26 protein-coding genes are annotated in these 24128 nt (G+C 68.3%); 13 read left to right on the top strand and 13 right to left on the bottom strand.

The window, feature by feature from the left end; all coding sequences use genetic code 11:
• Positions 1-294: 294 nt before the first annotated feature.
• The 4 genes from ACIBEI_RS48830 to ACIBEI_RS48845 all read right to left on the bottom strand — a co-directional run bounded on the left by ACIBEI_RS48830 (position 295) and on the right by ACIBEI_RS48845 (position 3591).
• The gene (locus ACIBEI_RS48830) at positions 295-480 is read right to left on the bottom strand and encodes a hypothetical protein (RefSeq protein ID WP_398897925.1); all 186 of its coding nucleotides are present in this window, start codon (positions 478-480) and stop codon (positions 295-297) included.
• Positions 481-760: 280 nt separating this feature from the next.
• Positions 761-1285 carry a hypothetical protein gene (locus ACIBEI_RS48835; protein WP_398897926.1) on the bottom strand — a complete coding sequence of 175 codons (525 nt, stop codon included), beginning with the start codon at positions 1283-1285 and terminating at the stop codon, positions 761-763.
• A gap of 72 nt (positions 1286-1357) precedes the next feature.
• Positions 1358-1942, bottom strand: coding sequence for a transcriptional regulator (locus tag ACIBEI_RS48840; RefSeq protein ID WP_398897927.1), 585 nt, complete (start codon positions 1940-1942; stop codon positions 1358-1360).
• Positions 1943-1944: 2 nt separating this feature from the next.
• A complete protein-coding gene (locus ACIBEI_RS48845; protein ID WP_398897928.1) occupies positions 1945-3591 on the bottom strand; it encodes a hypothetical protein in 1647 nt (548 codons plus the stop codon).
• A 191-nt stretch (positions 3592-3782) separates the two neighbouring features.
• Between ACIBEI_RS48845 and ACIBEI_RS48850 the strand changes: the two genes are divergently transcribed.
• Complete coding sequence (locus ACIBEI_RS48850; RefSeq protein ID WP_398897929.1) at positions 3783-4649, top strand: hypothetical protein; 867 nt, start codon at positions 3783-3785, stop codon at positions 4647-4649.
• 296 nt (positions 4650-4945) lie between these two features.
• On the opposite strand, the gene ACIBEI_RS48855 is transcribed toward ACIBEI_RS48850, so the two are convergent.
• The 3 genes from ACIBEI_RS48855 to ACIBEI_RS48865 form a co-directional block, all read right to left on the bottom strand.
• On the bottom strand, positions 4946-5854 hold the full coding sequence (locus tag ACIBEI_RS48855) for a hypothetical protein (RefSeq protein WP_398897931.1): 909 nt from the start codon (positions 5852-5854) through the stop codon (positions 4946-4948).
• 492 nt (positions 5855-6346) lie between these two features.
• A complete protein-coding gene (locus tag ACIBEI_RS48860; RefSeq protein ID WP_398897934.1) occupies positions 6347-8062 on the bottom strand; it encodes a hypothetical protein in 1716 nt (571 codons plus the stop codon).
• Positions 8059-8424 carry a hypothetical protein gene (locus tag ACIBEI_RS48865; protein ID WP_398897936.1) on the bottom strand — a complete coding sequence of 122 codons (366 nt, stop codon included), beginning with the start codon at positions 8422-8424 and terminating at the stop codon, positions 8059-8061. Before ACIBEI_RS48865 ends, ACIBEI_RS48860 begins: the two co-directional genes overlap by 4 nt.
• A 567-nt stretch (positions 8425-8991) precedes the next feature.
• On the opposite strand from ACIBEI_RS48865, the gene ACIBEI_RS48870 reads away from it, so the two are divergent.
• Positions 8992-9363, top strand: a complete 372-nt coding sequence (locus tag ACIBEI_RS48870; RefSeq protein WP_398897967.1) for a hypothetical protein — start codon at positions 8992-8994, stop codon at positions 9361-9363.
• 360 nt (positions 9364-9723) lie between these two features.
• Here ACIBEI_RS48870 and ACIBEI_RS48875 read toward each other — a convergent pair whose 3' ends face one another.
• From ACIBEI_RS48875 to ACIBEI_RS48885, 3 genes are all read right to left on the bottom strand, one after another.
• Entirely contained in the window at positions 9724-9927 is a 204-nt protein-coding gene (locus ACIBEI_RS48875) for a hypothetical protein (protein WP_398897938.1), read from the bottom strand.
• Positions 9928-10050: 123 nt separating this feature from the next.
• Entirely contained in the window at positions 10051-10761 is a 711-nt protein-coding gene (locus ACIBEI_RS48880) for a hypothetical protein (protein WP_398897939.1), read from the bottom strand.
• A 47-nt stretch (positions 10762-10808) separates the two neighbouring features.
• Positions 10809-11900: a M23 family metallopeptidase gene (locus ACIBEI_RS48885; protein ID WP_398897940.1), complete on the bottom strand. Its 1092-nt coding sequence runs from the start codon at positions 11898-11900 to the stop codon at positions 10809-10811.
• 363 nt (positions 11901-12263) lie between these two features.
• On the opposite strand from ACIBEI_RS48885, the gene ACIBEI_RS48890 reads away from it, so the two are divergent.
• The 10 genes from ACIBEI_RS48890 (at position 12264) to ACIBEI_RS48935 (ending at position 21358) form a co-directional block, all read left to right on the top strand.
• Entirely contained in the window at positions 12264-12587 is a 324-nt protein-coding gene (locus tag ACIBEI_RS48890; RefSeq protein ID WP_398897942.1) for a hypothetical protein, read from the top strand.
• Positions 12587-13387, top strand: a complete 801-nt coding sequence (locus ACIBEI_RS48895; protein ID WP_398897943.1) for a hypothetical protein — start codon at positions 12587-12589, stop codon at positions 13385-13387. Before ACIBEI_RS48890 ends, ACIBEI_RS48895 begins: the two co-directional genes overlap by 1 nt.
• Positions 13377-13742, top strand: coding sequence for a hypothetical protein (locus ACIBEI_RS48900; protein WP_398897945.1), 366 nt, complete (start codon positions 13377-13379; stop codon positions 13740-13742). Before ACIBEI_RS48895 ends, ACIBEI_RS48900 begins: the two co-directional genes overlap by 11 nt.
• 2 nt (positions 13743-13744) lie before the next feature.
• Positions 13745-14959, top strand: a complete 1215-nt coding sequence (locus ACIBEI_RS48905; protein ID WP_398897947.1) for a hypothetical protein — start codon at positions 13745-13747, stop codon at positions 14957-14959.
• 45 nt (positions 14960-15004) lie between these two features.
• Positions 15005-16495 carry an SCO6880 family protein gene (locus ACIBEI_RS48910; protein ID WP_398897949.1) on the top strand — a complete coding sequence of 497 codons (1491 nt, stop codon included), beginning with the start codon at positions 15005-15007 and terminating at the stop codon, positions 16493-16495.
• Between the two features lie 6 nt (positions 16496-16501).
• Positions 16502-17860 (top strand): ATP/GTP-binding protein, encoded by a 1359-nt coding sequence (locus ACIBEI_RS48915; protein WP_398897950.1) that lies wholly within the window; start codon positions 16502-16504, stop codon positions 17858-17860.
• 157 nt (positions 17861-18017) lie between these two features.
• On the top strand, positions 18018-19883 hold the full coding sequence (locus ACIBEI_RS48920; protein WP_398897952.1) for a type IV secretory system conjugative DNA transfer family protein: 1866 nt from the start codon (positions 18018-18020) through the stop codon (positions 19881-19883).
• A complete protein-coding gene (locus tag ACIBEI_RS48925) occupies positions 19867-20343 on the top strand; it encodes a hypothetical protein (RefSeq protein WP_398897953.1) in 477 nt (158 codons plus the stop codon). Before ACIBEI_RS48920 ends, ACIBEI_RS48925 begins: the two co-directional genes overlap by 17 nt.
• Positions 20336-20923: a hypothetical protein gene (locus ACIBEI_RS48930; protein ID WP_398897955.1), complete on the top strand. Its 588-nt coding sequence runs from the start codon at positions 20336-20338 to the stop codon at positions 20921-20923. The genes ACIBEI_RS48925 and ACIBEI_RS48930 overlap by 8 nt, the downstream gene beginning before the upstream one ends.
• A 138-nt stretch (positions 20924-21061) precedes the next feature.
• A complete protein-coding gene (locus tag ACIBEI_RS48935) occupies positions 21062-21358 on the top strand; it encodes a hypothetical protein (RefSeq protein ID WP_398897957.1) in 297 nt (98 codons plus the stop codon).
• Between the two features lie 112 nt (positions 21359-21470).
• Here ACIBEI_RS48935 and ACIBEI_RS48940 read toward each other — a convergent pair whose 3' ends face one another.
• The 3 genes from ACIBEI_RS48940 to ACIBEI_RS48950 all read right to left on the bottom strand — a co-directional run bounded on the left by ACIBEI_RS48940 (position 21471) and on the right by ACIBEI_RS48950 (position 23619).
• Positions 21471-22364, bottom strand: a complete 894-nt coding sequence (locus ACIBEI_RS48940; protein WP_398897959.1) for a nucleotidyltransferase domain-containing protein — start codon at positions 22362-22364, stop codon at positions 21471-21473.
• 220 nt (positions 22365-22584) lie between these two features.
• The gene (locus tag ACIBEI_RS48945; protein ID WP_398897961.1) at positions 22585-23142 is read right to left on the bottom strand and encodes a hypothetical protein; all 558 of its coding nucleotides are present in this window, start codon (positions 23140-23142) and stop codon (positions 22585-22587) included.
• A 240-nt stretch (positions 23143-23382) separates the two neighbouring features.
• The gene (locus ACIBEI_RS48950) at positions 23383-23619 is read right to left on the bottom strand and encodes a hypothetical protein (RefSeq protein ID WP_398897963.1); all 237 of its coding nucleotides are present in this window, start codon (positions 23617-23619) and stop codon (positions 23383-23385) included.
• Positions 23620-23782: 163 nt separating this feature from the next.
• Here ACIBEI_RS48950 and ACIBEI_RS48955 point away from each other — a divergent pair, with 163 nt between their 5' ends.
• The gene (locus tag ACIBEI_RS48955; RefSeq protein ID WP_398897965.1) at positions 23783-24037 is read left to right on the top strand and encodes a hypothetical protein; all 255 of its coding nucleotides are present in this window, start codon (positions 23783-23785) and stop codon (positions 24035-24037) included.
• Positions 24038-24128: the final 91 nt, after the last annotated feature.

The raw sequence follows: 24128 nt of genomic DNA on the forward strand, positions 1-24128 counted from the left end.
ACCCCCCATGGGGGGGGTTTTTGTGTTTGTTTTTTGGTTTGTTTGCTGGGCCCCGGGGGCGGGGGTGCAAACTAGCGGGCGGCCCCCCCCGGGGGGGGGGGCCCCCGGGGCGGGGGCGGTGGGGAGGCGGTGTCCGTGTGGCACGAAGTCGGTGAGGTCCTCCCCGGCGGGCACGGGCCAGGGCAGTTGGCCTCATTGCAGGATGCTCAGGAGGGAGTATCCGGTGAGTGAGGGGTGCGTACCGCCGATGCAGGCGTCGGTGGGACCGGGGTTGTCGTCGGGGATGCCTGCGGTCTACCTGCTCGCCCGCGACACGGTGCTGAGCAGATGCCCGACTGACTGTTCCTCGAAGGGCCCGAGCGGGGGCTGTACCTTGCCCGCTCTGTGCAGTTCCAGGAGTTGCTCGCCCATCTGCGCCAGTTCCTCCGCCTGCCGGCCCGAGATGCGTACGTCGCGATCGACGAATCCCGTGATTGCCATGAGCTGGTCAAGTGATTCTTGGGTGTATCCGGCTGGCAGCGTCAGCGACTCGGGCGGCACGCGATTGGCTGCACAGCGGGCGATGACCGAGGGCGGACACGAAATGAACCCGCCGGCGTTCCGCGAAACGTATCCGTCTGCGTCCGCTCGGAAGGTGCCCTCGATCTCCGGGTCGACTGCTCCGCCCGGCATGAATCCGCTCATGTAGAAGCCTGCCTCGTTTCGGTTTCGGTTGTTCGGTGTGTACTGGCGTTCGTGTAGGCCGGGGCGGGACGGGCTCCTAGGTACGGCGTGGTACCGACCACTCGACGTCGTCGAGGAGCGCGCCGATCCGGCCGACCATGTATCGGTCGGAGATGGTGAGCCAGCGGCGGGCATAGGCACGCAAGTTGGCAGCTGGCTCGGCGTCCAGACTCGTCTCGGCCCACTGGACTCGGTTGACGACGCGGTGGGCGTGGGCGCGTACGGCGTTGATGCGGTGGCGCCGGTCGAAGGGAATGGTGCCGCGCATCCGGTGCACGCGGCTGATGTCGTCGCACGCCAGGCGGCTGGCACGGACAAGAGGTTCGAGGTCGACGGTGCCGCTTTCCGCGTGCTCCCGGTGCACGGTCCCGCATTCGAGGATCACCGTCGTGGCGCGGTACACCAGCCGGTAGCGCCAATGGGGTTGGACCAAGGCGTGGCGGACTGTGTCCGGTATCGGCTCGCTGAGGCCGAGTTCGGTGAGAGCGGCCGCCAGCAGGCCCGGCATCTGCGGGTCGAGATGCCGGGCGGTCGCGTGGGCGCTGATGCGGGTGAGGAGCACGGCGCGGGGTCCTTCGGCATTAGGGAGGTGGTGCTTGCCGGTTGCGGATGTCGGTCGAGGCCGACCGGGGTGTCAGGCGTTGAAGCCCATCGACTTGCAGTACTCGTAGGCGCCCCAGTCCGAACCCAACTCATCGCTGAGCATCTGGCACCAGACGTCGTGCAACGGCTCCTCGTTGCCCTTCTCCCAAGCTCCGTCGGCCCAGGCTGCAACGATGCGGTCCCAGCGCCTGAGAGTGAACTTGCGCATGCGCTTGTCGGGGCGCCGGTGTCGTTGCTGGACGAACGAGTCGTCGGCCGGGTGGATCTCCACTCGGGTGCCGGCGTTGAGCCGCTGGAGGAGGTAGCGGGCCACGTTGTGGCGGCGCATCCTCCGGTAGGTCCGGTCGATCAGGTCAAGGTTGGCCGGCTTGGGTTCCTGGGTTCCGTCCAGCCATTTCGACAGGGTCGTAGGGCTCGGGTTGAGGCCTTCGCTGACCATGAGGCTGCGGGCGTGGGCGGAGCGGGTCATGTAGCGCAGGCGCGCGGTGAGGCCGCGGCGTGTGGTCACCGGGGATGTGATGCCGCCCGCGAGGGTGTCCAGGATGTGCGCAGCAGCGATGCTGCTGCGCACCCCTTTGGCGCCGTAATGGCCGAAGTCGATATGCCTTCCGGGCACCGCTACGCCTCCGAGTCGATTGTGATTGTCCGCTGGTTCTTGAGTTTGACCTCTGTCACGCCTCGTCCTTCAGGGAAGAGGCGACGGCCCCCCGTCGCGACGGCTGCGCGCCAGTCGCCGATCACGTGGAGCTCGTCGGTGCCACTGACCCTAACGACATGCAGGCCTGCGGCGTTCGCTTTGAACGCCTTTTCCCAGAGGTTGGAGAACGCGGCGGAGCGGATGATGTGCATCCAGTCGGGTCGGTGCAGGTCGCGGTTGTAGTTCGAGTCACCCATGGTTGACACGAGTTTCGAGTACATCGCCTTGATGTACTCCCGGGCCACGGTGTTGTCGGTGGCGATCGCCTCGGCCCGCACCTCGGTGAGGGCGACGCGCGCGTACTCCAGGAGGTGCTCGGTGCTTCCGCTCGTCCAGGACTCGTGGATCTGCGGAGGGGTGCACAGTCGGCCGTACTTCTCGGAGGCCGCACGGTTCAGTTGGCGCAGGGTGGGTTCTCCGATCCACAGCGGGCCTTGCTCATCGCGTGCGCCCAGCGGATTGGGCAGATGCGCGTGCGTCCACTCCCCCGGTGTGACCAGGTGGAAGCCGGAGCGCTTCTCCTTGATGGTGTCGATGGGACCTTCGCTGTGGACGAGTTCACCGAGCGGAAGGTGCGTCTTGAGAGCGCTCAGGTAGGCGCCGTTGATGTCCAGTTCGTCGATGGTATGGATGCCGGGCGGCAGGCTGTCCCATGCGCGGCTCCACTTCGGGCGGGCTTCCCAGATCTGATCGGGCTTGCTGTCGGTCGGCTTCCTGAGGATGTCCGGCAGGAAGGGGAAGGCCACCACGTCGTAGCGGCCGCCCCGGCGGGTGATGTCGAGTAGTTCCATCGCGTGGGGGATGGCTTTGCGGATCAGGAACGCCTGGGCGGCCTCGATGTCGCCGTTGTGCTCCTGGAGGGCGTGCTTGATGTTGCTGCGCAGGAATGCCACGCCCGCGTCCTTGGTGTCAGTGCGCTCCTGTCGCGGCCGGGCGGACCGCTCTCCCGCTCGGGAGGTGTGCGTCCGCGGGGGCTCTTGCGTGACGCCGGTCGGGGAAGGGGCGGGTGCCTCGGGGGCCGCATGGACGTCGGTCGGCGGTGTCGGGGCCTGGGCCGTGCTCTTCGCTGCTTCGCAGTCGTCGGCGGAGACGTGCTGCGGGAACCCTTCGAGTTCGGTGGTGGCCGGGAGCCCGCACAGCACGCAGGGAGCCGGAGTGGGCAGCTCGGTGACGTCGTCGGCTGTAGGGGCTGCGGGCTCGCTGCTCTGCGGCTCGGCTGAGGTTGGTTCGGAGCTTGTCGACGTCGCCTCGGCGGTCCTCAGCGTCTCCTTGGGGGCAGCGATGAGTTCCGTCACGGTGCTCCCCCGGTTGCTGGCGTAGGCCTCGCAGGCGGTCTGTGCTCCGGCGAGGAGCGTGAGGGTCGGGATGCCGAAGTGCCGGGCGATGGTGTCAGCTTCGTCGAAACTCCACGGCGAGCGTCCCGACTGGCGGCGGCTGACGGCGTAGTTGGGCAGGTCAATCCCTTCGGCCAGTTGGTTCTGCTTCTGGCCGGCGACGGTGAGCAGGGCGTCTACGGATCCTCGCAGGGTCTCCAGGGTGCTCTTCGATGTCTCCGGGGGCTTCGGCATGCCGCCAGCCTACCCAAAATGTTGCCTTCAATGCAACTCGATTACATTGAAGGCAACATTGTGATGGCGCTTTCGCCCGATCGGGTGATCGCTGTGCAGGGGACGGAGGACAGGCGAGAAGCGGAGCCTGCGGCTGTTGAGATGGGGCGACAAGCAGAAGCTTTCGAAGGGGACGGTTCATGGGCGGGTCCGTGCTGTACGAGATCACCGCACAGGTCATCACCCCCGTGGAAGCGCAGCAACGACTGCTGCTGACACGGGAAGCCGGGTGCCGACCCGATCCGGTAGATGTGGACCACGTACACCGCCTTGCGCGCGACATGGCGTGCGGGGACTGGGACGACGCCAACCCCGCTCCCCTCGCGTTGTGTTCACACGGAGCGGTGATCCGGGGCCTGCACCGCCTGCACGCCGTGGTGGTCAGCCAGGTACCTCGCACCTTCCTCATCGCCCGGGACGTCCCGCACCACGTGCGCTACGTGCCGGGCGGCAAGGCCCGGACCGCGGCAGACGCGCTGGGAGCGATCGGCGTTGCCTCACACCGCAAGGAGATCGCCGCTGCCGTGCAGCTGGTTCATCTGTACGACACCGAGCGGGACACACTGCCGTGGGTGGCGTGGCAAAGCCGCGTCTTCACGAACGCCGAGACGGCCCGGGTCCTGAAGACCCGGTACCCGGATCTTCCTCGGTCCGTCCCGACCATGACCGCGCTGCGCAGCGGGCTCAGGTCCACACCGCCCGCTTCGCTCGCGGCTGCCTATCTGATTGCCCGGGCCGCATCCGACCTCAGACCGGCAGTGGCAGCTGACTTCTTCCAGGGGCTGATCTTCGCGTCCCGACTCGAGCCGGGCGATCCTCGCCGTGGCCTGCACTCATGGTTCATGTCGCGAGGGTCCGCGCTGCGCGGGAGACTTGCCTCAGCACACCAGATCGGCCTAATCATCACCTGCTGGAACGCGTGGACGGCAGAAGAGGCCTGGGATGACGCCGTGTTCGGGCCGGACGACCCCATGCCAGACATCTGCCGGATCGCCGCCGCGCCGGCACCGGATGCCTGACTGCCATTCTGAATGGCGTCCCGCAGTTGTACTCCGTCGTCCCGGACTCGTCGTCGGCGCACGGGGTCGACGCGAAATTTGACGGATCCCGACCGGCCAGGGATCCGGCCCTGCTGGTCGACTGCCCCCTTCGGCGTCGTCAGCGAAGTGATCGGGAGGCAGGCCCCGGACGCCCGTTTACCCGCCGACTGAGTTCCGGGCCCGCCGACACTGTCGCTGCATGCGCTGGCGATCTCGGGCGTGCCCGGCTTGGAACGATCTCCAGCGGCTTGGACATCGTTCGTACGCGAGGCCGCTCAGGGCGTTGCCCTTGGTGTGCTGCCTCCGGGGCTCTGGCCCGGGGTGGGCGGATGCTGCTGGTGCTGACGGCGTTGGGGCGTGGGATGCTCTCCTGTCGTCGCCTGCAGGGGGCTGGTCGGGCGCAGGACCGTGCTCAGTCTGGCGGACAGCTGACCGATCGCCCCGATGATCTGTGCGACGCGCTCGGGGTCCAGCGCGGTGAACACGGACGGGCCGCGGCCCGGGTCGAGGGACGCGAGTGTCTCGTTCAACTGGATCAGGGTGCGTGTCGCGGGGGCTGCCGCTTCTACTGTTCTGGTCCGGTCCGGTGAGGCCTCGCTGTCTCGGTCGGCCCATTCCTGCACGGCCCGCGCCCGGGCTGCCGCAGTGGCGGCGGTGGTCAGGTGGCCTTGCTGGGCCAGTTCGACGAGGCGTGCTTGGTCGGCTGCGGCATCGGGTTGGTCTTTGCTGGGGATCACCGCGGCGACGGAGGCCAGGAGCGGCTGAGCGCGGATGACGCTGGCGTAGACCTGGGCAGCGTGCTGCGCCGCGGCATCCATCCAGTCGTGGTCCTCGGCACCGGTGACGCGGGCGGTGAGCAGTTCCAGCACGTCCTGGGCCCGTTCTACGGCCTCCGGAAGCTCGGGACCGCAGGCGGCGAGCCGGTTCCAGTCGCCGGTGAGGACCTCCTCCGGGGCGTTGTCGTACGGAATGAGCAGGTCGGCTCGGTTGTACGCGGCGCTGGTGCTGTGGGCCTGGCTGCGGATTTCGTCCGCGGCGCGCCTGGAGATCCCGGTCCGTGCAGCGACCTCGGTCAGCACGTCCTGGTCGGGCAGGGCTCCGGTGTCCGAGGTGATCAGGATTCCCCAGGCGCGGCCGGCCTGTTGGGCGCTGTCGAGGGACATGGGCTTGTGGTCGCGCGGCATCCACCTGATGAGCCACTCGGCCTGGGCGTGGACGAGGGCCTGGGCCTCCTCGGCTGGTTTCCCGTCGAGGAGACGGTTGACCTGTACGTCGAAGTGGGCCGAGTCGAGGAGCTTTCCTGGCGCGATCGGGCCGTCGGGGTGCTCGATGGCCTGGCGAGTGCGAGAGCGGTCCGTGGTGAACCACTCGATGGCGTTCTGGACATTGTCTCCGGGCGGGGGGGGGGGGGGGGCCCCCCCCCCCCCCGCCCCCGGGGGGGGGGGGGCCCCCCGGGGGGGCCGGGGGGGGGGCGGCGCGGGGCGACCGCCCCGGTGGGGGGGGGGGGGGGGGGGGGGGGGGGGGGGGGGGGGGGGGGGGGCGGGGGGGGGCCCCCCCCCCGGGGGGGGGGGGGGCGGGCCCCGGGGGGGGGGGGGCGGCCCCCCCCCCCCCCCCCCCCGCCGAGCATCGGGCTCGTCAGCGGCCACGGGGTGCTCCCTTGGTTGCGCCTGCCGGGATCACGCGACGTGTGCCTGTTGGGTGCCGTAGGGGGTGGGCTCGGGCACGGACTGCTCGTGGTAGCGGAGCGCTTCGTGGGTGGCCTGCTGGAACTGCTGGCGGCTTTGGTCGATGAGAACGCGTGGGTCGAGCGTCTCTCGCGCGGCTGCTTGGACCGCGGTGCTGGCGTCGCGTGCGGTGCGGCGGACCGTCATGGTGACGAGGTGGCCGGCCCCCTGGTCGGCGGGGTCGACCGTCAGTGTGCGCGCGGCCAGACCGATGTTGTTGACTTCCTCGAAGTCCAGCGGTGGGGCCCCGTCATAGCGGGCCAGTTGCTGGGCCTGGTTGTTCAGCAGCCAGCGGTCCTGTGCGGCATCCGGCGGCAGTGACTGGATGGCCTTGAAGAGGTAGCGGTGCTCGGGTTGGGTGAAGTCCTGTTCGGCCAGGGAGCGGGTGGGGCCGTCGTGATGCAGTTGGCTTGGATCCTGCATGAGCGAGATCAGGACTCGGCGCTCGGTGGGCAGGGAGGTGTAGCTCGGTTGCCCTTCGCTCTGCTCGGGTGCGGGCTTGGCGGCCTGGTCCGGTGTGCTGTAGCCGGCGAGGGTGCGAGGCGCGGCGTCGAGACGCTCGGCGAGTTCGTCCAGAGAGTACTGGGTCGTGCTGAGCTCGAGGCCGACCTGGCCCAGGGAGGCGTCGGACAGCCCGTAGTCACGGACGCGGCCTGCCATGTCCTCGACGGCGGCAGGAATGCTCGGCTCGAGGATGAAGGTGACCGCGTACCGGGCGGCGTTGGCGGGGTTCGGGATGAAGTCCGGAGCGTCGAGATCCGGGCGGAAGTCCGGGGAGCTAGCATGAGCCAGCCAGGCGCCGATCTGCTGGCTGACGTTGGCGTCCAGTCGCTCCTGGGCCGCCGGGTCGCCGGTCGAGCGGTGGTGGTCGTTGTAGGTGAGACGTGCGGTGATGTGCTGGATCATCGCGGTGGCCCGCTGTTGCGGTGTGAGGTTGGGGTCGGCGGCAGCCGGAAGCGCGATGGCGGGGTCCGGGCCCGTGACGAGGGCATCCCAGACCTCGGCGGTCGCGGGGTCGCCGAAGTCCTGGGGCTGGAGCCAGTAGGGCGATGCGTCGGGGCTCTGTGGTGAGTACCGGAACTCCTGGGCTCGCCAAGGGTCGTTGAGGATCGCCCCGATGACCGCCAGTTCCCGGTAGCGCGCGTCATTGTCGTAGCCCCGTGCGCGGGTCAGTTCGAACGGGACGTTCTCGGTGGTGGAGGGGTGCTGGGCTGCGCGGGCGGTGACGTAGGCGTCGTGCCGCGCGTGCTCGGGGTTGGCTGGCCAGGTGGGCTGTGCCATCTGGCGGAAGGCGTCATGGAGGCCTGTCCAGAATTCTGAGTGGGTGTAGTACGCCTGGTTGACCGCCCACTGCGCGTTGGTGTCGCCCGCCGCGGCGCGCTGCTGGTAAAGGGTCATCATCCTGGCGGTGACTACGTTTGCCGCGATTTGTGATCGATCGCCACCCGGGTAGGCCTGCAGCTGTTGCTCGATGTCTTTGAGTCCGTCGGGCAGCAGTGCCTCGTAGGCGTCGCCGAGCCAGGCCGTCTGGAAGTGGTTGGGCTTGAGCCAGTACTGGGGCTCTTTGGGGCTCCAGTCGACGAGTTGGTACGCCGATGAGCCATCGCGCAGGAGGCTGCTGAGGACGTTGAGCTCGTGTTGTGGCGCTCCGTACTGTTCGTTGTTCACGCTGCCCCCGCCTCGGGCCGGGCGGGCGGCATCTCGGCGAGTTCGTCGTCCGCCTCGGGAGGTGTGCCGGCGGGTGCGGTGGCCGCGGTCGCGGCCCGGTAGCGCTCGGCATGGAGGTCGAGTTGAGCGGATGCGGCTGGATCGAGAGCTATCCAGCCGAGTTCGTCTACCCGCCACCACCGGTCCATGTAGCGCACGGGGCTGCCCTCGAACCGCCCGAGAGCGTCTGCCTTTCCGTCGGCGAGGAGTTGTTCCATCGCCGCGGTGGGCATCGGTGTGTTCAGGACCCGCTGCTGTGCAGAGTCCTTGAGGAGCTCCATGCGTTCGGCCCAGGTGACCGTGGTGTTGCCGGGCTCGGCCATGGTCGGCTCCGTTTCGGACGAGGACGGTGGACTCCAGGCAGGCTGCGTCGTGATCCACCGGTGAACAAGCCGAAACCGAGGTGCGGTCCAAGGGGTGAGCGCGATGGCTGCGGTATCTTCGTTTTGCGTCCCACCGGGCGGGATTTGGGCATTCGCGCGGCGAGCTCGACGGTGGCGGCGGGGCCGGTTCGCGAGGACGTTTCGGGGCGATGGTTTGACCGCCGGCACGGAAGGTGTGCTTAACTGGTTGCGAGACCAGCCATCTCACAGGTCCATCCGACGAGTTGGGCATTCGAAATCCTGCGCCTTCGCGGGTGCGGGTATGGCTGGTCTCTCTTTTTGTTCCGGCACCGTTCACCACCGGTCGGCAGCAGGCCCGCCACAAGTCGTATCAAGGGGTGCGTGGGTTTCGGCTCCCGCGTCAGGTGCTCGCTGACCAGCAGCGACGAAACGGGCAACAGGCAACAACCCGCTTCTTCTTCTCCTCGCCGCTTCATGGCCCGAGACTTGGCTCATGCCTCCCGCTGACTTACGCGCCCAGCCAACCCTGCCCTGATCCGGACCGTCATCACGAGCTACGGCGACGGCCACCAGGACGCTCCGTGTGGCAACGCACTCCGCGTCGATGCCCGCCGCCTGCGCAACCCACCAGAAGACCCTGCCGTGCGGGCGCGGATGCTGCAGGCCAACGGCCTCGACCCCCACGTACGCGACTACGTCCTGGCCACCCCTGGTACCGTCCCGCTCATCGAACGCAGCCTCAACCGTGCCCGGGCGCTCCTGGCTCTGCCCGACCCGCACCGCGTGGACCTCCATGTCCTGTGCGGCGGCCGGCACCGGTCGGTTGTCGTAGCCGAGGAACTCGCTGCTCTGATACGGGCCGTCGGCTACGGCGTCGAGACCGAGCACCGGCACATCGATCGGCCCATCCTCACATGATGGGGCAGCCGCAACTCACCGACCACGAACTCGCTTCGCTGCGACTTCTGGCCCACGGTCACACCCACACCCAGCTCGCCGGGATCCTGAGAGTGAGCCCGAAGGCCGCAGGCCGGCTGCTCTGCAGGGCGCGTCTCTCGCTCCGTGCCCGGACACTCCCGCACGCTGTCTCCATCGGCTATGAGACCAACGTCCTCGGATGGATCCGAGAGAATGGCGAAGCCCCGCCCGAGTTGCGGATAACGGGCGGGGCCTCGTACTTGTCTCTGGATGGGCCCATGCGCCCATGCAGACGCCGTCGTCACGCTGAGGAGAAGCGCAGCGGCCGGGAGGCGAAAGAGTTCGGACCCGGTGCTGGCCTCAGCGGCGTGACCACCTGAACCAGCGCCCGGTTGTCCGGCGCTCGATGACCAGGAGCAGCCCGAGGAACAAGGCGAGAAGACCAAGCGACTGGGCCAGCTCGACGCTCGCGCCGCGGGAGACGACCATCAGGCAGGTGACGAGCATCATGATGGCGACGCCGAGCGTGAGGACACCCTGGACGAACACCGTCAGACGCCACATGATCCTGCCTCCTCTGCCGTCGAAGCTCTTGCGCACATAGGGGTTGTTGTGCTCTCGGCAGAAGACTGTAGCAGTCTGATGATGTTGCAAGGTTGTCAAGGCCCGACGGCCCTTGCGTTGTCCTTAGTTGTTGAGCTGTCCGAGTCGCTCGGCGATCTGGGCGCGCATGGTTGCGGTGCGTTCGGGGGGAGCCACTTCCAGGAGCATGTTGACCAGGTCGGAGGTCAAGGGGCCTGCCTCGTGAGGCGGTAGTTGCATCCATGCCTGGGTGGCGTTCTGCGCCGCCACCTGGGTACGTCGCTTGCCCGGACCGAGCCGGTCGAACCAGGCGAGGGCGAGCCAGGTCCATGAGGCGGTGGCGAAGGTGTACTCGCCGCTGAGATAGGCCAGGTCGGCCCGGAACTGCGCGGCTTCGAGGGTCCCGGCGGCCGTGTCGCCCTGCTCGGCCGTTAGCTGCTGCAGGATGTCGTCGGCGGCCGCTATGGCCGTGTCGAAGTCGTGGGCCCGGCCGGCGGCCTGGGCGGCGGCGAGCCGGTCGAGGAGGCTGCCCTTCTGCTCCCTCGCCTCGGTCTGTGCCCCCTGGGGAGCCGTGGGCGGGGTTCCTGCGGCCTGGGTGGTGCCGTCGGGCATGACCTGCATGTCGAAGTGGGAGTTGCTGCGCTCGTCCTGGACCTGGACGAGGACCGACAGGCCGCTGCCGGCGGCCTCGATGTGGAGGACTTGGACGACGACCTGCGCAGGGTCGACTCCGTCGGGGACAACCTGCGGCTCGCCGTCGATGTGGAGCTGGCCGTCGCGGCTGATGTGGACCTGGTAGCGCGTGCTGGTGTTCATGGTGTGTGGCCCGCGGCGTGCTGCCGCGGGCGCTCCTCCTTCAGGGGTCAGAGCGAGAGTCCGTGGCTGCGGAGATAGGCGACGGGGTCTATGTCGGATCCGTACGCGGGTCCTGTGCGGGCTTCGAAGTGCAGGTGCGGTCCGGACACGTTGCCGGTGGCACCGGAGAGGCCGATCTCCTGGCGGGCCTTGACGGCTTGGCCCTTGCTCACGGAGATCTTCGAGAGATGTGCGTACTGCGTGTATTTGCCGTCGCTCATCTTGATGACGACGTTGTTGCCGTACGCGCCGCCCCATCCGGCTTCGACGACGGTGCCGGTGCCGACGGCCTGGATCCGAGTGCCGGTGGGGACGGGAAAGTCGACGCCGGTGTGGTAGCCGGAGGACCACATGCCGCCGCCAGCCTTGTAGGGGGTGCTGACGCGGGAGTTCTCCACGGGCAGCGACCATCCCCCCTTGGCGTCGCTGGAGTTGGCGGCGTTCTCGACGGCGTCGCACCCGGAGGTGGTGGAGAGCACGGCCTTCTTGCCCCAGCTCTTGACCACGAGCTCACCGGCGGCCTTCTCCCACTTCGCGTACGCGTCGGGGAAGCCGGAGCGCTGGACGTTCTGAGCGGCCTTGGTGAGCGGTTTGGTCTGCCACTTGTCGACCTTGGCCAGGCGCTCGAAGAAGGAGTTGCTGGCGTGGATCGGGTCGGTGACCTGCGCGACGGTGCCCCAGCCCATCTTGGGGCGCTGCTGGAAGAGGCCCTGTGAGTCGCGGTCTCCGTACTTGATGTTCTTGAGCATCGACTCCTGGATGGCGGTGGCCACGCCGATGACTGCCGCGCGGGGCGGGAGGCCGCGGCTGCGCGCGACGTTGGTGATCACGCTGGCGTTGCTCTTCTGCTCGGCGGTCCAGTTGACGCTCTGCTGCTTGCCCTGCGGGTTCAGGGGCACCGTGACCTGTCCCCCGGCCGCCGCGGCCGGGATTTCCTGCTCCTTGCTGGTCACCTGCATGGCCGAGTTGTCGGGAGTGCAGGAGTCCTCCCACTGCGGTCCGTTCTCCGGCCCGCCGCTGCCCAGCATCAGCGGCAGGCAGAGCGCCCCAGCGCACATCGCCGCGATCCCACCCCCGGCGATGCGTATGGCTGTGCTCATATTTCGTTCCCCAGTCGTCGATGCGCATCCCGCCACGAGGGACGGAAACCGCAATTCCCGTGCCATGGGGTGAGCCCGTTTAGCCGGGCGTCCCAGGGCTGCGAATGCGCCACTACATAGCCGCACGTCGCGCGGCTAGCGTCTGCGCCGAGTGAAAGCAGCAGGGAATCGACAACTCGCGCTGAATTCTAAGGCATGGAATTGCGGGTGCGTCAACGCATCCGCCAGGGAGGCGTTTTGGCCGCCTCCCTATATTCGGCTGGCAATTATTCGGTGTGACGCGCGAATTCCTCGCTGTCGACGACCGATTGTCCAGGTCCGCCACACGGACTGGGGCAGGCTTTCGCGGCCTGGGAGGGATTCGTGCAGGTAACACAGCAGGTGGTGCAGCTCGCGGCAAACGGCGACATAGGCACCATCACAGACGGGATCAAGCCCGACTGGGCAGTATTCGGCGCCATCGGCACCAAGGCGAAGATCATCGTCGGCGTGGTCATGGCCGGCGCTGTTCTCTTCCTGCTCGGAAGCGCCATCGTCGGCGCTGTCCATATCCGCGTCGGAAATCAGCAGCACAACACGATGGAGACGAAGAAGGGGCAGACGATGGTCGCCAGCTCCCTTCTGGGCCTTTTCGCCGTCGCCTCCATGTCGACACTCTTCGGCATCGTCTACGGGTTTGGAATCTAATGACCGGGAACCAGAAGCAGACCGGTACGCGGAGCCTGACGGCAAAGACGTCGGAGACTCCCGGCGCCGGGACGGCGTCCCCCTGGCGCAGGGTCAAGATCGGCGCCATCGTCTTCGGCGTCGTGCTGGCGCTCGGCATGGCGCTGACCCTGTTCGGCGGCGGGGATGGCACGGACGCTGCGCAGACCCCGAAGACGCCCGCCGACTCCACGCCCACCGCCCAGGCCGGCGGCAGCGGGCCCGGCGCCAAGGCGGGCTCCGTCAAGAGCGGTGTCCCCGTGGGATATCCGCGCACCAAGGACGGTGCCGCGGCGGCCGCGGTCAACTATCAGGTCGCCCGTTCCTCACCGGGGTACTTCACCGACGAGGCGCTGCGTCACCAGGTGCTGAAGACGGTGATGGCGCCCTCTGCGCTGGCCAGCCAGCAGGAGCAGGACGACCAGACGGCCAAGGGCCTGATGGCGGCGCTCGGCGTGACCGAGCAGACGGCGCCCGACATGGTGATGCGCGCCGCCTCGCTCGGCACCAGCGTGCGCTCCTACTCCGACGACACGGCGACCGTCCGGGTCTGGATGAGCGAGGTCGTCGGAGTCCCCACCGACAACTCGAAGATGCCGGTCTCCGGCACCTACTCGACCTACACCCTGATCCTGCAGTGGGACAACGGCGACTGGAAGGTCGCGACGATCGACCAGGCCGACGGCCCCACTCCGCTGGTCGCGGCCGACCAGTCGGCGTCGTCCACCGATGACATGCGCCTGGCCAACAAGGAATTCGGGGCGCCGCGCTATGCAGGCTGATTTCGTGCGGCGGCGAATGGCGCAGGGGCTTGTCGCCGCCATGTTCGCGGCCTCCATCATTGTCGCCGGGCCAGTAGCTCCCCAGGCTCACGCGGACGTTTCTCTGAACCCGTGCAATGCTCCGGGCGGAAAGTACGTCTGTGATAAGGCGGAGGAGGGCGCCAAGTGGCTTTACGACAAGTCGGGTGCTGACTCCGTTGTCGATGGCGTGAGCGGGGCCGTTGATTTCGCCTCCGACCCGCTCGGCTACCTGGAGCAGAAGCTGCGGTCCGGAACCAAGGGAATGTTCTCTGCCTTTGGCGAGGAGCTGACCGGCAAGAAGCCCTCCGAGCCCAAGAAGGGGAAGGGGGACTAGCCATGATGGAAATCGACTGGGGAAACCCAGGGTTTATTCGCCTGTACGGTCTCATCTTCGCCCTCGCCGCCGTCTTCACCATGGTTCAGTGGCTGATATCGGTGGTGAAGCGGGTGGTCCGGGGCGTGCCCATCGCCCAGGCCGCTATGGAGAACGTCGGCTACCTGCTGATGTCCGTGGCCGTGGCGGCCTTTATGCCGGTGGCCGTGGCGTACACAGTCGATTTCATTGACAGTGCGGCAGAAGCGATTCTCGGTGACTACATCGCCGAGGTGTTCGTCGGCGGGCTGGTCATCTTCACCGCGCTGGCCACCATTTCTGTTCTGATGCCTGGGGTCGGGGTGGTCGTCGCCATTCCGATCGCCCTGATGATCCTGCTCGCGGTGTTCGGCCTGTGGGTCATGCTGGTCGTGCGCAACGCGCTCATCCTGCTCGGGCTGATCTTCGGCCCGCTGGTCTTCTCCGGCCTGGTCGACAAGGACTTGTGGGGCCATACCCGCACGTGGGTCGGGATCATGGGCGGGATCATCGCCAGCAAGCTGGGCATCTACGTTGCCCTCGCTCTGGCGGGTGCCCTCTTGGACGGCGTCGCCGCCAGCGGCAACCGCATGACCCTGCCGCAGGCCATCGGCACCTGCATCACCTTCGTGGCCCTGCTGTTCATCGCCCTGTTCATGCCCTTCCAGATTTCGAAGTGGCTGCCCTTCGTCGGTGACGAGATCCAGGCCATGGCCCAGGTCAAGGACGAGGCAGGCCAGCGCGCCAAGGGCGTGAAACAGAAACAGGACGACATGAAGACGCAGGCCGCGTCCAAGAGCTCGTCCGGCGGCGGAGGCGGAGGCACGGGCGGCGCCATGGGCACGGCGAGCAAGGCCGCGCCACCTGCCGCCGCTGCGATGGCCGTCAAGGAAGGCGTCGACCAGGCCCGCGACCAGACCATCCAGGCCGCGAAGGACGGCGCCAACAACGCCTCCGGCGACGGCGGTGGCGGTGGCGGTGGCAGCCAGCAAGGCGGCTCGCCCGGCAAGGGAAAGGGCGGGTCAGGCGGCAGTCCGCGCGGCGGATCCGGCGGGGCCCCGGGCGGGGCCCGACGGCCGGCGCCCGCGCCGCCTCCTCGGTCGGGCGCGGGGGGCGCTCCCCCGCGCCCGCCCCGGCAGGGCGGCCAGGCTCCCCCGCCTCCGCCGCCCGCTCCCCCGCCGCAGCCCCCCGCGAGCTAGCGGCAGCTCTCACCTCACCCATCACGCTTTGAGAAAGGAGTCGCGATGGACCGCGTCTTCTCGTTCCCCCGACCGCGTCCACGCGGTCTGCTGGGGCGCCGCTTTGAAATGGACGAGCAATTGGTCCTGTTCGGCGGCATAGTCCTGTCCGTCGCCCTGCTGGCCACCTTGCCGGGGATCCCTCTGAAGATCCTCGGATGCCTCAGTGCGGCCGGCACGTGCATCTGGGTCACGATGGTCCCCTACAAGGGCCGGACGTTCCTTCGCTGGTACGAGATCCGCCGCACCCACCGCCGGCTGCTGCGTGACGGCAAGCTCCTGTACAAGTCGACGGCGCCGCTCGCGGGCCGCCGCAGGGACGGCACACCGCTACCGGTGGCCCAGCCGGTGGGTGTGCCGGAGTCGCTGGAATGGATCACGGCCAAGACCGCGTACGGGGACATCGCCGTCCTGCTCCAGCCCACCGAGTCCATGTTCGTGACCTGCATCGAGGTCGAGGGCGCCAAGAACTTCGGCGGATTGGACGGCTCGGACAAGGAAGCGCTGATCTCCGCCTACGAGTACCTGCTCAAGGAAACCGCGGAGTCGGGCGGTCGCATCGAGTACGTGCAGTGGCTGGCGCGGCTGCTGCCCACGGACCCCAACGCCCATGCGCACGACGCCGCGGCGCGGCGGGATCCGGCAGCGCCGTCCTGGCTAAGCGACTCCTACGACCAGTTGGTCGACATGGTCTCGATCTACGCCGAGGACCGGCGGCTGTTCCTGGTGCTGGGTATCCCCTACACCCAGGAGCTGTCGGCCGAGGCCCTGACCTACAAGACCCTGCACGACGGGTACGGCGAGGTCCTGGGCAAGGAGGTCGAGCAGTTCATCCGGGGCCTGGGCGGCGCGCAGCTGCGCTGGGTGCGCAACCTGGACGAGCCCGCGCTCGCCTCGCTGATCCACCACACCTACGCGCCCGATCACTGGCTCAACGACACCCGGGGCATGGACCGCGCGAGCTGCTGGCCCGCGGAGATGGACGCCCGGGAACCGACCCGCATGGCGGCCCGCAGCTGGGAGGGCGCCGATCCCTGGTACACCTCCACGGCCTGGATCAAGCAGTTCCCCGTGTTGCCGGTGGGCGTCAACTTCATGGCCCCGCTGTTGCTGTACGTCAGCGACGTGATCTTGACGGTCGGGGTGACGATGCGGCTGCTGCCCGCCGACAAGGCGCTCGAGGACGCCATGGCGGACGTCACCAACGAGGCCGGCCAGGCCGACAACCACCCCGGGAAGATCATCGACCCGCGCGAGGAGCGTGAGCTCGGGGCGTCCGCCTCCACCATGCACGACCTCGCCAACGGCGCGGCCGGCGTGCGCCTGACGGGGTGGGTCACCGTCACCGCGCCCGACCCCGAGCTGCTCGTCCAGCACCGCAACACAGTGCGGGCGGCCGCGGTCAAGAGCCAGTTGGCGCTGGAGTGGTGCGACTCCGAGCAGTACCGCGCCTTCGCCAACACCCTGCCCATGGTCACCGGACTGCTGAAGGACTGAGGCGCCATGCTCGAACTCGTACGCCGCCAGTCCCAGACCAGAAGGCGCGCGCTGCGCACCACCACCACCACCGCGTCCGGGCTGTACCCCGCGGTCGGCGCCCCGTCCTCGGACCCCCGGGGCGTGATCATCGGCAGGGAGATCTACTCCGGCAAGGCCTACATCTACGACCCGTTCATCCTCTACGACCCGTCCGCCCGCGAGCGTCTGCCCAGTGGTCACGCGCTCGTGCTCGGCAAGTCGGGGTTCGGCAAGTCTTCGCTCGAAAAGTGCTACGTGCTGCGGCAGTTGCGCTTTCGGGACCGCTCGTTCTGTGTCCTGGATGCGCAGGGCGAGGACGGCGTCGGCGAGTGGGACAGCATCGCCCGGGCGCTCGGTGTCACCCCGATCCGTCTGGTGTACGGCGGTGAGGACGGCGAGGGGGTGCGGCTCAACCCGCTGGATCCCCGGATTCCCTCGCAGTACCAGTTCAAGATCCTCTGCTCGATGGTCGAGATCATCGGCGGGCCGCTGAGCAGCGAGAGTGAGTTCTCCCTCTCCGTCGCCCACGCGGCCGCGCAGGTGAGGGCCGCGGCCGAGGAACGGGTTGCGGTCCTGTCCGACATCCACGATGCCCTGACCAACCCCGAGCCGGCCATGCTCGGCCGGCGCGAGGTCGGTGTCGAGGACATGGTCGAGTGGGGTCAGCCGGCGAGCCTGGCGATGGACCAACTGTGCAGTCCCACAAGGGATCTGGCCGGGTTGTTCAACGGTCCAACTACTCCCGGGATCGACCTGGACGCGCGGCTGATTGTCTTCGATCTCACGCGGTTGCCGCGCGAGGGCGAGGCCATGCCGCTGCTGATGAGTGTGATCGGCCCGTGGCTGCGCTACGCGTGGATCAAGCCCGGGGACAGCATCAAGCGCACCTTGATCGTCGAAGAGGCCTGGCACATCCTGTCCCACCGCCCTGTGGCCAGGCTTTTTGAAGAGTTCGTGCGGTATGGGCGTCGGCTTGGTCTGTCGTTCTGGGCGATCTTGCACCACCTCGGCGACCTGATGGTCGACGAGGCACCCGAGGCCGCGGCCATCTTGAAACTGACCGCCACCCGGGTGCTGTACCACATGGACAAGGCCGAGGCCGACATCACGGCGGACTACCTGCAACTGCCCGACTGGGCGCGCGAGGCACTGGTCGACGGCGCGAGCCGCTGCTCTCCGGGCCGGGCCGTGTGGCAGGTGGGCAACCGGATGCATCTGGTGGAGCACATCCGCAGCGCGACCGAGTCGGAGCTGACCAACACCAACCGCAAGATGACCGAGGCCAGTTCCGGGAGCCAGGCGCCCGCGGCACCGCTCATCTCGATGCGAAAGAGCGCCGCGTGATGACCTACTCAATCCTCTCCGCCCGCGTGCCGTCTCGGCACAGCAAGGCCCTGGCCGCCCGGCCGCCGAGCCATCGCGGTGCCCGCGCCGACGTGACGCCCACCGCCGGCCGGCCGGCCAACAGGCATTCGATATCCACCGGTGGGGGTGCGCGGTAATGGCCAAAGTTGTCACCCCGCACTCGGGCAACCGCCTGCACGTCTACAAGGACGCCTGGTGGATCGCCCTGTGCATCACCGCAGTTGCTCTCACCCTCTGGGCCTGGTTGGCCGCCGTCATTTCCGGTCTGCTGGCACACGCCTCCCCCGCGCTGGTGTCGTGGAACGAGACCGCGGGCGCCATTCCCGCCCTGCTGGCCGATCCGCTGCACCCGCAGTCCGCCTACCCGGCCGGGGCCGGGGTGGGCGGGCCGTTCGCCTTCTACCCGCCCTTCCTCGCCGCGGCCGTCGGCACCTGCTGGGGAGCCCGGGCCGGGTGGCGGCGCTGGCGCTCGATGCGGGACGAGGGCACCGACGGGCTGGCCACCAGCGGACAGTTGGAAGAGGCCATGGGGGAGGCCAAGGCCCTGTCCCGGCTCGGTGCGCTGCGCCCGAGCCTGGCCGTACCGCGGCCCTCCCTCGTCAAGGCGGCCGGGCCCGCCCGGGCGCTGCAGTGGCGCTCCAGCGGGCCGCCGAGGGTGACCGACGTGCCGGTGAGCGAGGTCGCCGTGTTCTGCGGCACCGCGATCCCGACCGGCGTGAAGTTGTACATCCCGTTCGAGGAAACGGTCCTGATCGTCGCCCCTCCCCGTGAGGGCAAGACCTCGCAGTTGATCATGCCGTGGATCCTCGACTTCCCCGGCAGTGTGCTGGCCACCTCCTCCAAGACCGACGTCCTCTACGCGACCGCCAAGAGCCGCGAGAAATACGGGCCGGTCATGGTCCTCGACCCGACGGGCCTGTCCAACTGGCCGCTGCAGCTCCAGTGGGCCATCACGGACGGCTGCGAGGACTTCACCGTCGCCCGTAAACGCGCTGAGACCCTCACCGGCACCGCGAAATCGGATGAAGGGACAAAAAACGGTGGATACTTCGTGATGAATGCCCAAATGCTCATGACGTGCTGGCTGCACGCGGCCGCGCTCGAAGGGCTGAGCGGGATGGACATCCTGCGCTGGGCTACCGCCCCTACCGAGCGGCAGCCGGTGGACATCCTGGCCGCCCACGGCCAGGAGAACCTCGCCCGGGCCCTTGCCGCCCAGCACGCCGCGGCTCCCGAGGAGCGGTCGGCGAGCTGGCGCACCGCCGAGCAGAGCATCCTCGCCCTGTACGACCAGAAGGTCGCCGCGATCTTTGGCAAGTCCGCCCGCGACGAGAAGAACTTCTCCATCACCAAGTGGCTCACCGAGGGCGGCACCGTCTTCCTCATCGGCGAGGAGGACGAGGGCAGCTCGCTGGCCCCCATCCTGGCGGCCTTCTCGCGGGCCATCCTCGACACCGCCAAGGTGATCGCGGCCCGGATGCCCAACGGCCGTCTCGACCCGCCGCTCGCGCTGCTCGGCGACGAGCTCGCCAACGTGGCACCCCTGCCGCAGATCCCCAGCCTGATGTCCGTATCCGGCTCGCAGAACATTTTCATGGTCGCGGTGTTGCAGAACCTCGCCCAGGCCCACGAGCGGTGGGGGGAGTTGGGCGTCCGCAAGATGTTCGCCGCCGCCACCATCAAGGTCATTTTGGGTGGTGTCTCGGACGAGCAGGAGCTGAAGACGTACTCCCAGCTCGCCGGCGAATTCGAGGAAGACACCGAGAGCGTGTCCGACGACGGCGACCGCGCCTCCATCAGCATCTCCACCCGGCGCCGGGCCGTGCTCGAACCCGGCGACATCCGGCAGATCAAGGAACGCGAGGGCCTGGTCGTCCACCGGCGTACCCCCGTCACCAAGGTCAAGTTCGAGCGGATCCACGAAGGCCCTCGCGCCAAGGAGATCGCCGAGGCCACCAAGGAAGCCCTGAAGAAGGTGAACAGCCATGCCGCAAGCAACTGAGTGGTCCAAGGTCGTCCTGCAGTCCATGCGCGGTGGGCTGGTCAGCCTCGCGCGGCGCATTGCCCGCCTGGAGGAGCACCCATTCCCCAGTGACGCTCAGCCCCACCACCCGGAGGACGAGGATCCGCTCGGGCCGCTCTTCGACCTCCTCGAAGCCCTCAGCAGCGAGCACAGCAAGTTCCACGCCCGCCTGACCCGACTCGAGGAGGCCCGCTCCCCCGGCCCGGCGCCGCTGTTTGGGCCGGACGATGATCCGCTGGGCCCGCTCTTCGATGCCCTGGAGTGCATCAACGACGAACTCACCCAATTCGCCAAGCGCCTGGCCCTGCTCGAAGGCGACGGGCCGCACGTGCAGGTTGGGCCCCGCTCCCCGTGGCTGGTGAGTTCCCCCAGGACCTCGTCCGCGACCATCCGTGCTGCGCGAAGCCGCCAGGCGCGACAGGCGGTGCCCCGTGCCTGATCCGCTCGGCCCGCTGTTCGATGCACTGGAAAGCATCAACGGCGAACTCACCGGTTTCGCCGCGCGTCTGGCGCGGCTTGAGGACGCCGGGGCCGTGCGCGGTGCGTCGAAACAGGGCGCGTCCGGCGAGGACGGCGGCAGCGAAAGCAAGCGCGCCCCCGGCACGCCCGTCGCGTGGCACAAGATCAAGGAGGAGGAACGCGCAGAGCTGTGGGGCGAGTTCACCGCGTGGGTGATCCGCATGGCCGACACCTACGAGTTGACCACCGAACAGCTCCCGCATGCCTGCTGGTGGGAGCACGGCGCCGTGGTGGCCGAGCTGACCGCGCTGTGGACCGGCTGGGAGTCGGCATACGGCAACGCGGAGGACGCGGCCGCCGGGCCCTACCTGTGGCATGACGGCTGGGCACGCGGGATCGAGCGGATCGGCCGCATGTGGCTCGGCGAGTGCACCAACGGCTACCACCAGCAGAAGTCCAGGACGGTCTGGGGCACCGATCCCGCCTACCGCAAGAAGATCATCGAGGCCGGTCCACCCGGCGCGGGCAACAGCGGTCCCGCCACACCCAAGGCTGCATAGCCCAGTGGTCCCGAGGCCAACCGCCAGCACCCACCAACTCCCCGGGGCCGGACCGCGCGGTCCGGCCCCGGGCGAAGAACAACTCTGACCGAGCCGGCCGACCAGCCGACTCGCCCCACCACGAAAGGTACGCCCCTCATGGCTGTTCCGTCTTCCGTCCTTCTGCCCGTCCACGCCTGCGACCAGGTGCTCCACATCAGCGCCGTCGAGACACCGCTGATCACGGAGTTCGTTGCCGCGCTCAGCCACCTGGAACGCGCAGCCGCCCTGTGCGGCACCTCCGAAGCCCTCGTACTGCCCAACGGGAAGTCCGTCAGTACTCGCGAGATGAGCGAGTGGGTGGCCATGAACAGCAACCGCCTCCACGCGCTCCTGGAGAAGATCACCAGCGCCTTCCCCGAGCCGAAGAGCGCGGCTCCGTCTCCCCTCACCTGAACCGACCGAAGTTGCCTGGCCAGATGCCGGAGCTCGGCCTCCTTCCCCTTCGGCACGCCGAGCGGCGGTCGAGCATCCCCGCCCGTACCTCGATGTCGCTGTCGCTGTGTGCTCAGTCCCGGAAGTTGCTGGCCCTCGGCCCTGGTTGGATCAGGAGTGCGGTCAGCGGGCGGGTGCGGGTCGGCCCGACCACTTCGAGCCACGCCTTGCCACCCCGTACGCAGTAGGGGATGCCGCGGTAGCCCTGCCACTTCCAGTTGATCCACCACAGGGGCTCGCTGCGGTGACCAGCCATCCGGCGTGGGGTGCACAGCCGAGAGCCTGACAGGTCGATGTCGTCGAGCTCGGCGCCCTGGCTTTGCAGGTAGGACAGGCCGGCGAGGGCCGCGCGCCGCAGCGGGCTGTCCGGGTTCCACCGCCGGAAGGTCCACTGCATGTTCGGTTCGTCGAGCGGCAGGGGGCCAGAGGCATCGGGCAGCGCCACCTGAGAGAGGGTGATGACGCCTTGCTGCTGCCACTTGATCAGGTCGGCGCGCACTGGGCGGGGAATGTGGCGGTCGATGCCGGTGAACGCGTCGATCATGTCGTGGCGTGCGGCGCGGCCCGCGTCCGGGTCTTCTGCGATGCCGTGCAGGACATCGAGTGCCTGGACGAGGGTGTCTCCGCGCTGCCACAACGGCAGCATGACGGTGCCCTCGGCCTCGAACTGCGCGCGCACGGAGTCCTCGTACTGGAACTGCAGTCCGCGGGAGGTCCCTGCCAAGGCGCGGCGCAGCGGGGTGTACGGGTTGCCGCGTCCGGAGAAGAGCGTCTGGATGACGAGCTCCTTCATCTGCTCGTCGCGGTCGAACCGTACGGCGACATCGACGTCGTGTGGCTCAAGCGCGCCGCGTACGAAGCTGCCGAAGAGCCAGACCTGCTGCACGAGATCGAGCGGCCACTCCTGGCTACCGTCGAGCCGGTGCAGCATCTGTTCAATCAGTTCAACGGCACGTGCCCGCTTCACGTCTGCCTCCTGTTGCGTTGGCCATCAGCGTAGAGGCGGGTGAGCCACACCCATTTCCGCGATCGGCTCCTCTCCTGCAGGAGTGAGGAGGGTGGTGCCGGGGCGTGCGGGCGCACCGACGCTGGCCTCGTACCAGCATCAGGGTGAATGCCAACCAGCAACGGCACGCCGGGCTGTGCGTAGCGAGCCACGCGAGAACGGCATGTGCCGTTCCCGCCGATCAACGATCCCAGTGGATCGGCACACGCGCCCCGGTCTTCATAGCCCGGAACTGCTGGTGACTTTCATGAAGATCGACGCGCCCGTCTGACCCCACGGGCCTTCCGGTGCGCTCGGCATGTACGCGTGCCGACCTTTTGAGCAGAGCGCCGTACTGGTCGTCCTCGATGAGCCCGGCGCAGTCGTCGCACGCGTACCAGGGAGTGTCGTTGAGCTGGCCACTGGATATGAGCTCGTCTGTGAACTCGTGAGCCGCCGGAGCCGACGAACTCCGGATGAGCATCTGACGCGTGGTGACCGGGATGACCTGGTACGACCAGCTGGCCGGCGTCTTCGGTCCGCAGAAGTCACACCACCGTCGGACTGGACCGACCACCACGGTCGGCTCGTGTCCGGCCCCGCCTCCGCCGGCCTCGCTGAGGTGGCGCCAGAAGACCTTGCTCGTCGTCTGCCCGAGTCCGTTGACCCGGGTGTACGGAAGGAGGTCCTCACCGCATCTGCCGCATGTTCGTGTGCGATCGTCGCGCGTGCCGATGCCCCGGCCCTTGGCGTCATCCATCCCAAAAACCTATCCCAAACATTCGGTCGCCTCCTTCCGTTCGGCGGTCTGGACGGCTGCGAGCAGAGGCGCTGTTTGGCCGACGTGCCGCAGGTGGTGGGCGGTCTGCAGAGCCTGGGTGAGGAAGCCGGCGGGCTAAAGGCTGACCCGGCTCGCGGGCTGTTGGGGTAGATGCAGAAGAGGCTGTGGTGGAGGCAGCCTTGTTTCCGGACTGTCCTGAGCATGGTCTCTGCGCTCCGGCTAGCCAGGTGGCGGGGACTGCGAGGTCTTCGGGGGAACCGGCGCGGTGCCGGAGAGGGAGCTCTGCTGTCCGGCATCCAGCAGCTGGCCGGGAATGCTCGAACCGGAGAAGATCTGCTTCTGCAAGCGGTGCAGGCGGTGGGCTTCTTCTCGGGTTCGGGCGGGTATGTCACCGCGTTCGGCAATAAGGCGACTGTAGATCGGGGTTTCCGGGAACACGGCGGGGTCTGCCTTCATTCTGGGCACCTTACGGCGCAGCGCTGACAGCGCGCGAAGCCGGAGAGCATGCCTACGGCGGGAGCCGTCGTGCAGCAGGAGCGGCAGGCGGGCCCATCAGCGGAAAGCGCCGACATCAGAGGGCCTCTTTGCACGCTTTCAAGATCAGAAGTTACCCGTAGGCATGAGTGAACCATTGAAGCCGCGGGACCCGGTCCCCGCAGACGACCAGTCACCGGCCGATCAGAGCGAAGCAGCGGAGGAAGTAGCGTTCCGCCGCTGGGTCGAGAGGACCGCTGGCCAGCTCGCCGACGATCTGTGCCCTCCGCAGGAGGTGGAGCTGATGCTGGCCGAGGTGAAGTCGCGTATCGCCGCGCGAGCCACAGAACTCTCCGACGCGCCGCAAGAACCCTCGCCCGAGCAGGAAACCGACAGCTAGTGTTGCGTGTTTGAAGTAGCTTTACGTCTGTGCTTTCGGGACAATGGGGCTGTGTATCTGGCCGCTGCGTTGCAGCTCCGCGAGGGTGACA

The organism is Streptomyces sp. NPDC050988 (assembly GCF_044456225.1).
Classification (GTDB): Bacteria; Actinomycetota; Actinomycetes; order Streptomycetales; family Streptomycetaceae; genus Streptomyces.

Excerpts from the sequence above, each read along its gene's own strand:
- ACIBEI_RS48915 (WP_398897950.1), top strand. The coding sequence starts at position 16,502 with ATGCTCGAACTCGTACGCCGCCAGTCCCAGACCAGAAGGCGCGCGCTG.
- ACIBEI_RS48910 (WP_398897949.1), top strand. The coding sequence starts at position 15,005 with ATGGACCGCGTCTTCTCGTTCCCCCGACCGCGTCCACGCGGTCTGCTG.
- ACIBEI_RS48830 (WP_398897925.1), bottom strand. The coding sequence starts at position 480 with ATGGCAATCACGGGATTCGTCGATCGCGACGTACGCATCTCGGGCCGG.
- ACIBEI_RS48905 (WP_398897947.1), top strand. The coding sequence starts at position 13,745 with ATGATGGAAATCGACTGGGGAAACCCAGGGTTTATTCGCCTGTACGGT.
- ACIBEI_RS48900 (WP_398897945.1), top strand. The coding sequence starts at position 13,377 with ATGCAGGCTGATTTCGTGCGGCGGCGAATGGCGCAGGGGCTTGTCGCC.
- ACIBEI_RS48945 (WP_398897961.1), bottom strand. The coding sequence starts at position 23,142 with ATGGATGACGCCAAGGGCCGGGGCATCGGCACGCGCGACGATCGCACA.
- ACIBEI_RS48935 (WP_398897957.1), top strand. The coding sequence starts at position 21,062 with ATGGCTGTTCCGTCTTCCGTCCTTCTGCCCGTCCACGCCTGCGACCAG.
- ACIBEI_RS48875 (WP_398897938.1), bottom strand. The coding sequence starts at position 9,927 with ATGTGGCGTCTGACGGTGTTCGTCCAGGGTGTCCTCACGCTCGGCGTC.
- ACIBEI_RS48885 (WP_398897940.1), bottom strand. The coding sequence starts at position 11,900 with ATGAGCACAGCCATACGCATCGCCGGGGGTGGGATCGCGGCGATGTGC.
- ACIBEI_RS48845 (WP_398897928.1), bottom strand. The coding sequence starts at position 3,591 with ATGCCGAAGCCCCCGGAGACATCGAAGAGCACCCTGGAGACCCTGCGA.
- ACIBEI_RS48865 (WP_398897936.1), bottom strand. The coding sequence starts at position 8,424 with ATGGCCGAGCCCGGCAACACCACGGTCACCTGGGCCGAACGCATGGAG.
- ACIBEI_RS48925 (WP_398897953.1), top strand. The coding sequence starts at position 19,867 with ATGCCGCAAGCAACTGAGTGGTCCAAGGTCGTCCTGCAGTCCATGCGC.
- ACIBEI_RS48880 (WP_398897939.1), bottom strand. The coding sequence starts at position 10,761 with ATGAACACCAGCACGCGCTACCAGGTCCACATCAGCCGCGACGGCCAG.
- ACIBEI_RS48920 (WP_398897952.1), top strand. The coding sequence starts at position 18,018 with ATGGCCAAAGTTGTCACCCCGCACTCGGGCAACCGCCTGCACGTCTAC.
- ACIBEI_RS48955 (WP_398897965.1), top strand. The coding sequence starts at position 23,783 with ATGAGTGAACCATTGAAGCCGCGGGACCCGGTCCCCGCAGACGACCAG.
- ACIBEI_RS48895 (WP_398897943.1), top strand. The coding sequence starts at position 12,587 with ATGACCGGGAACCAGAAGCAGACCGGTACGCGGAGCCTGACGGCAAAG.
- ACIBEI_RS48855 (WP_398897931.1), bottom strand. The coding sequence starts at position 5,854 with ATGCCGCGCGACCACAAGCCCATGTCCCTCGACAGCGCCCAACAGGCC.
- ACIBEI_RS48950 (WP_398897963.1), bottom strand. The coding sequence starts at position 23,619 with ATGAAGGCAGACCCCGCCGTGTTCCCGGAAACCCCGATCTACAGTCGC.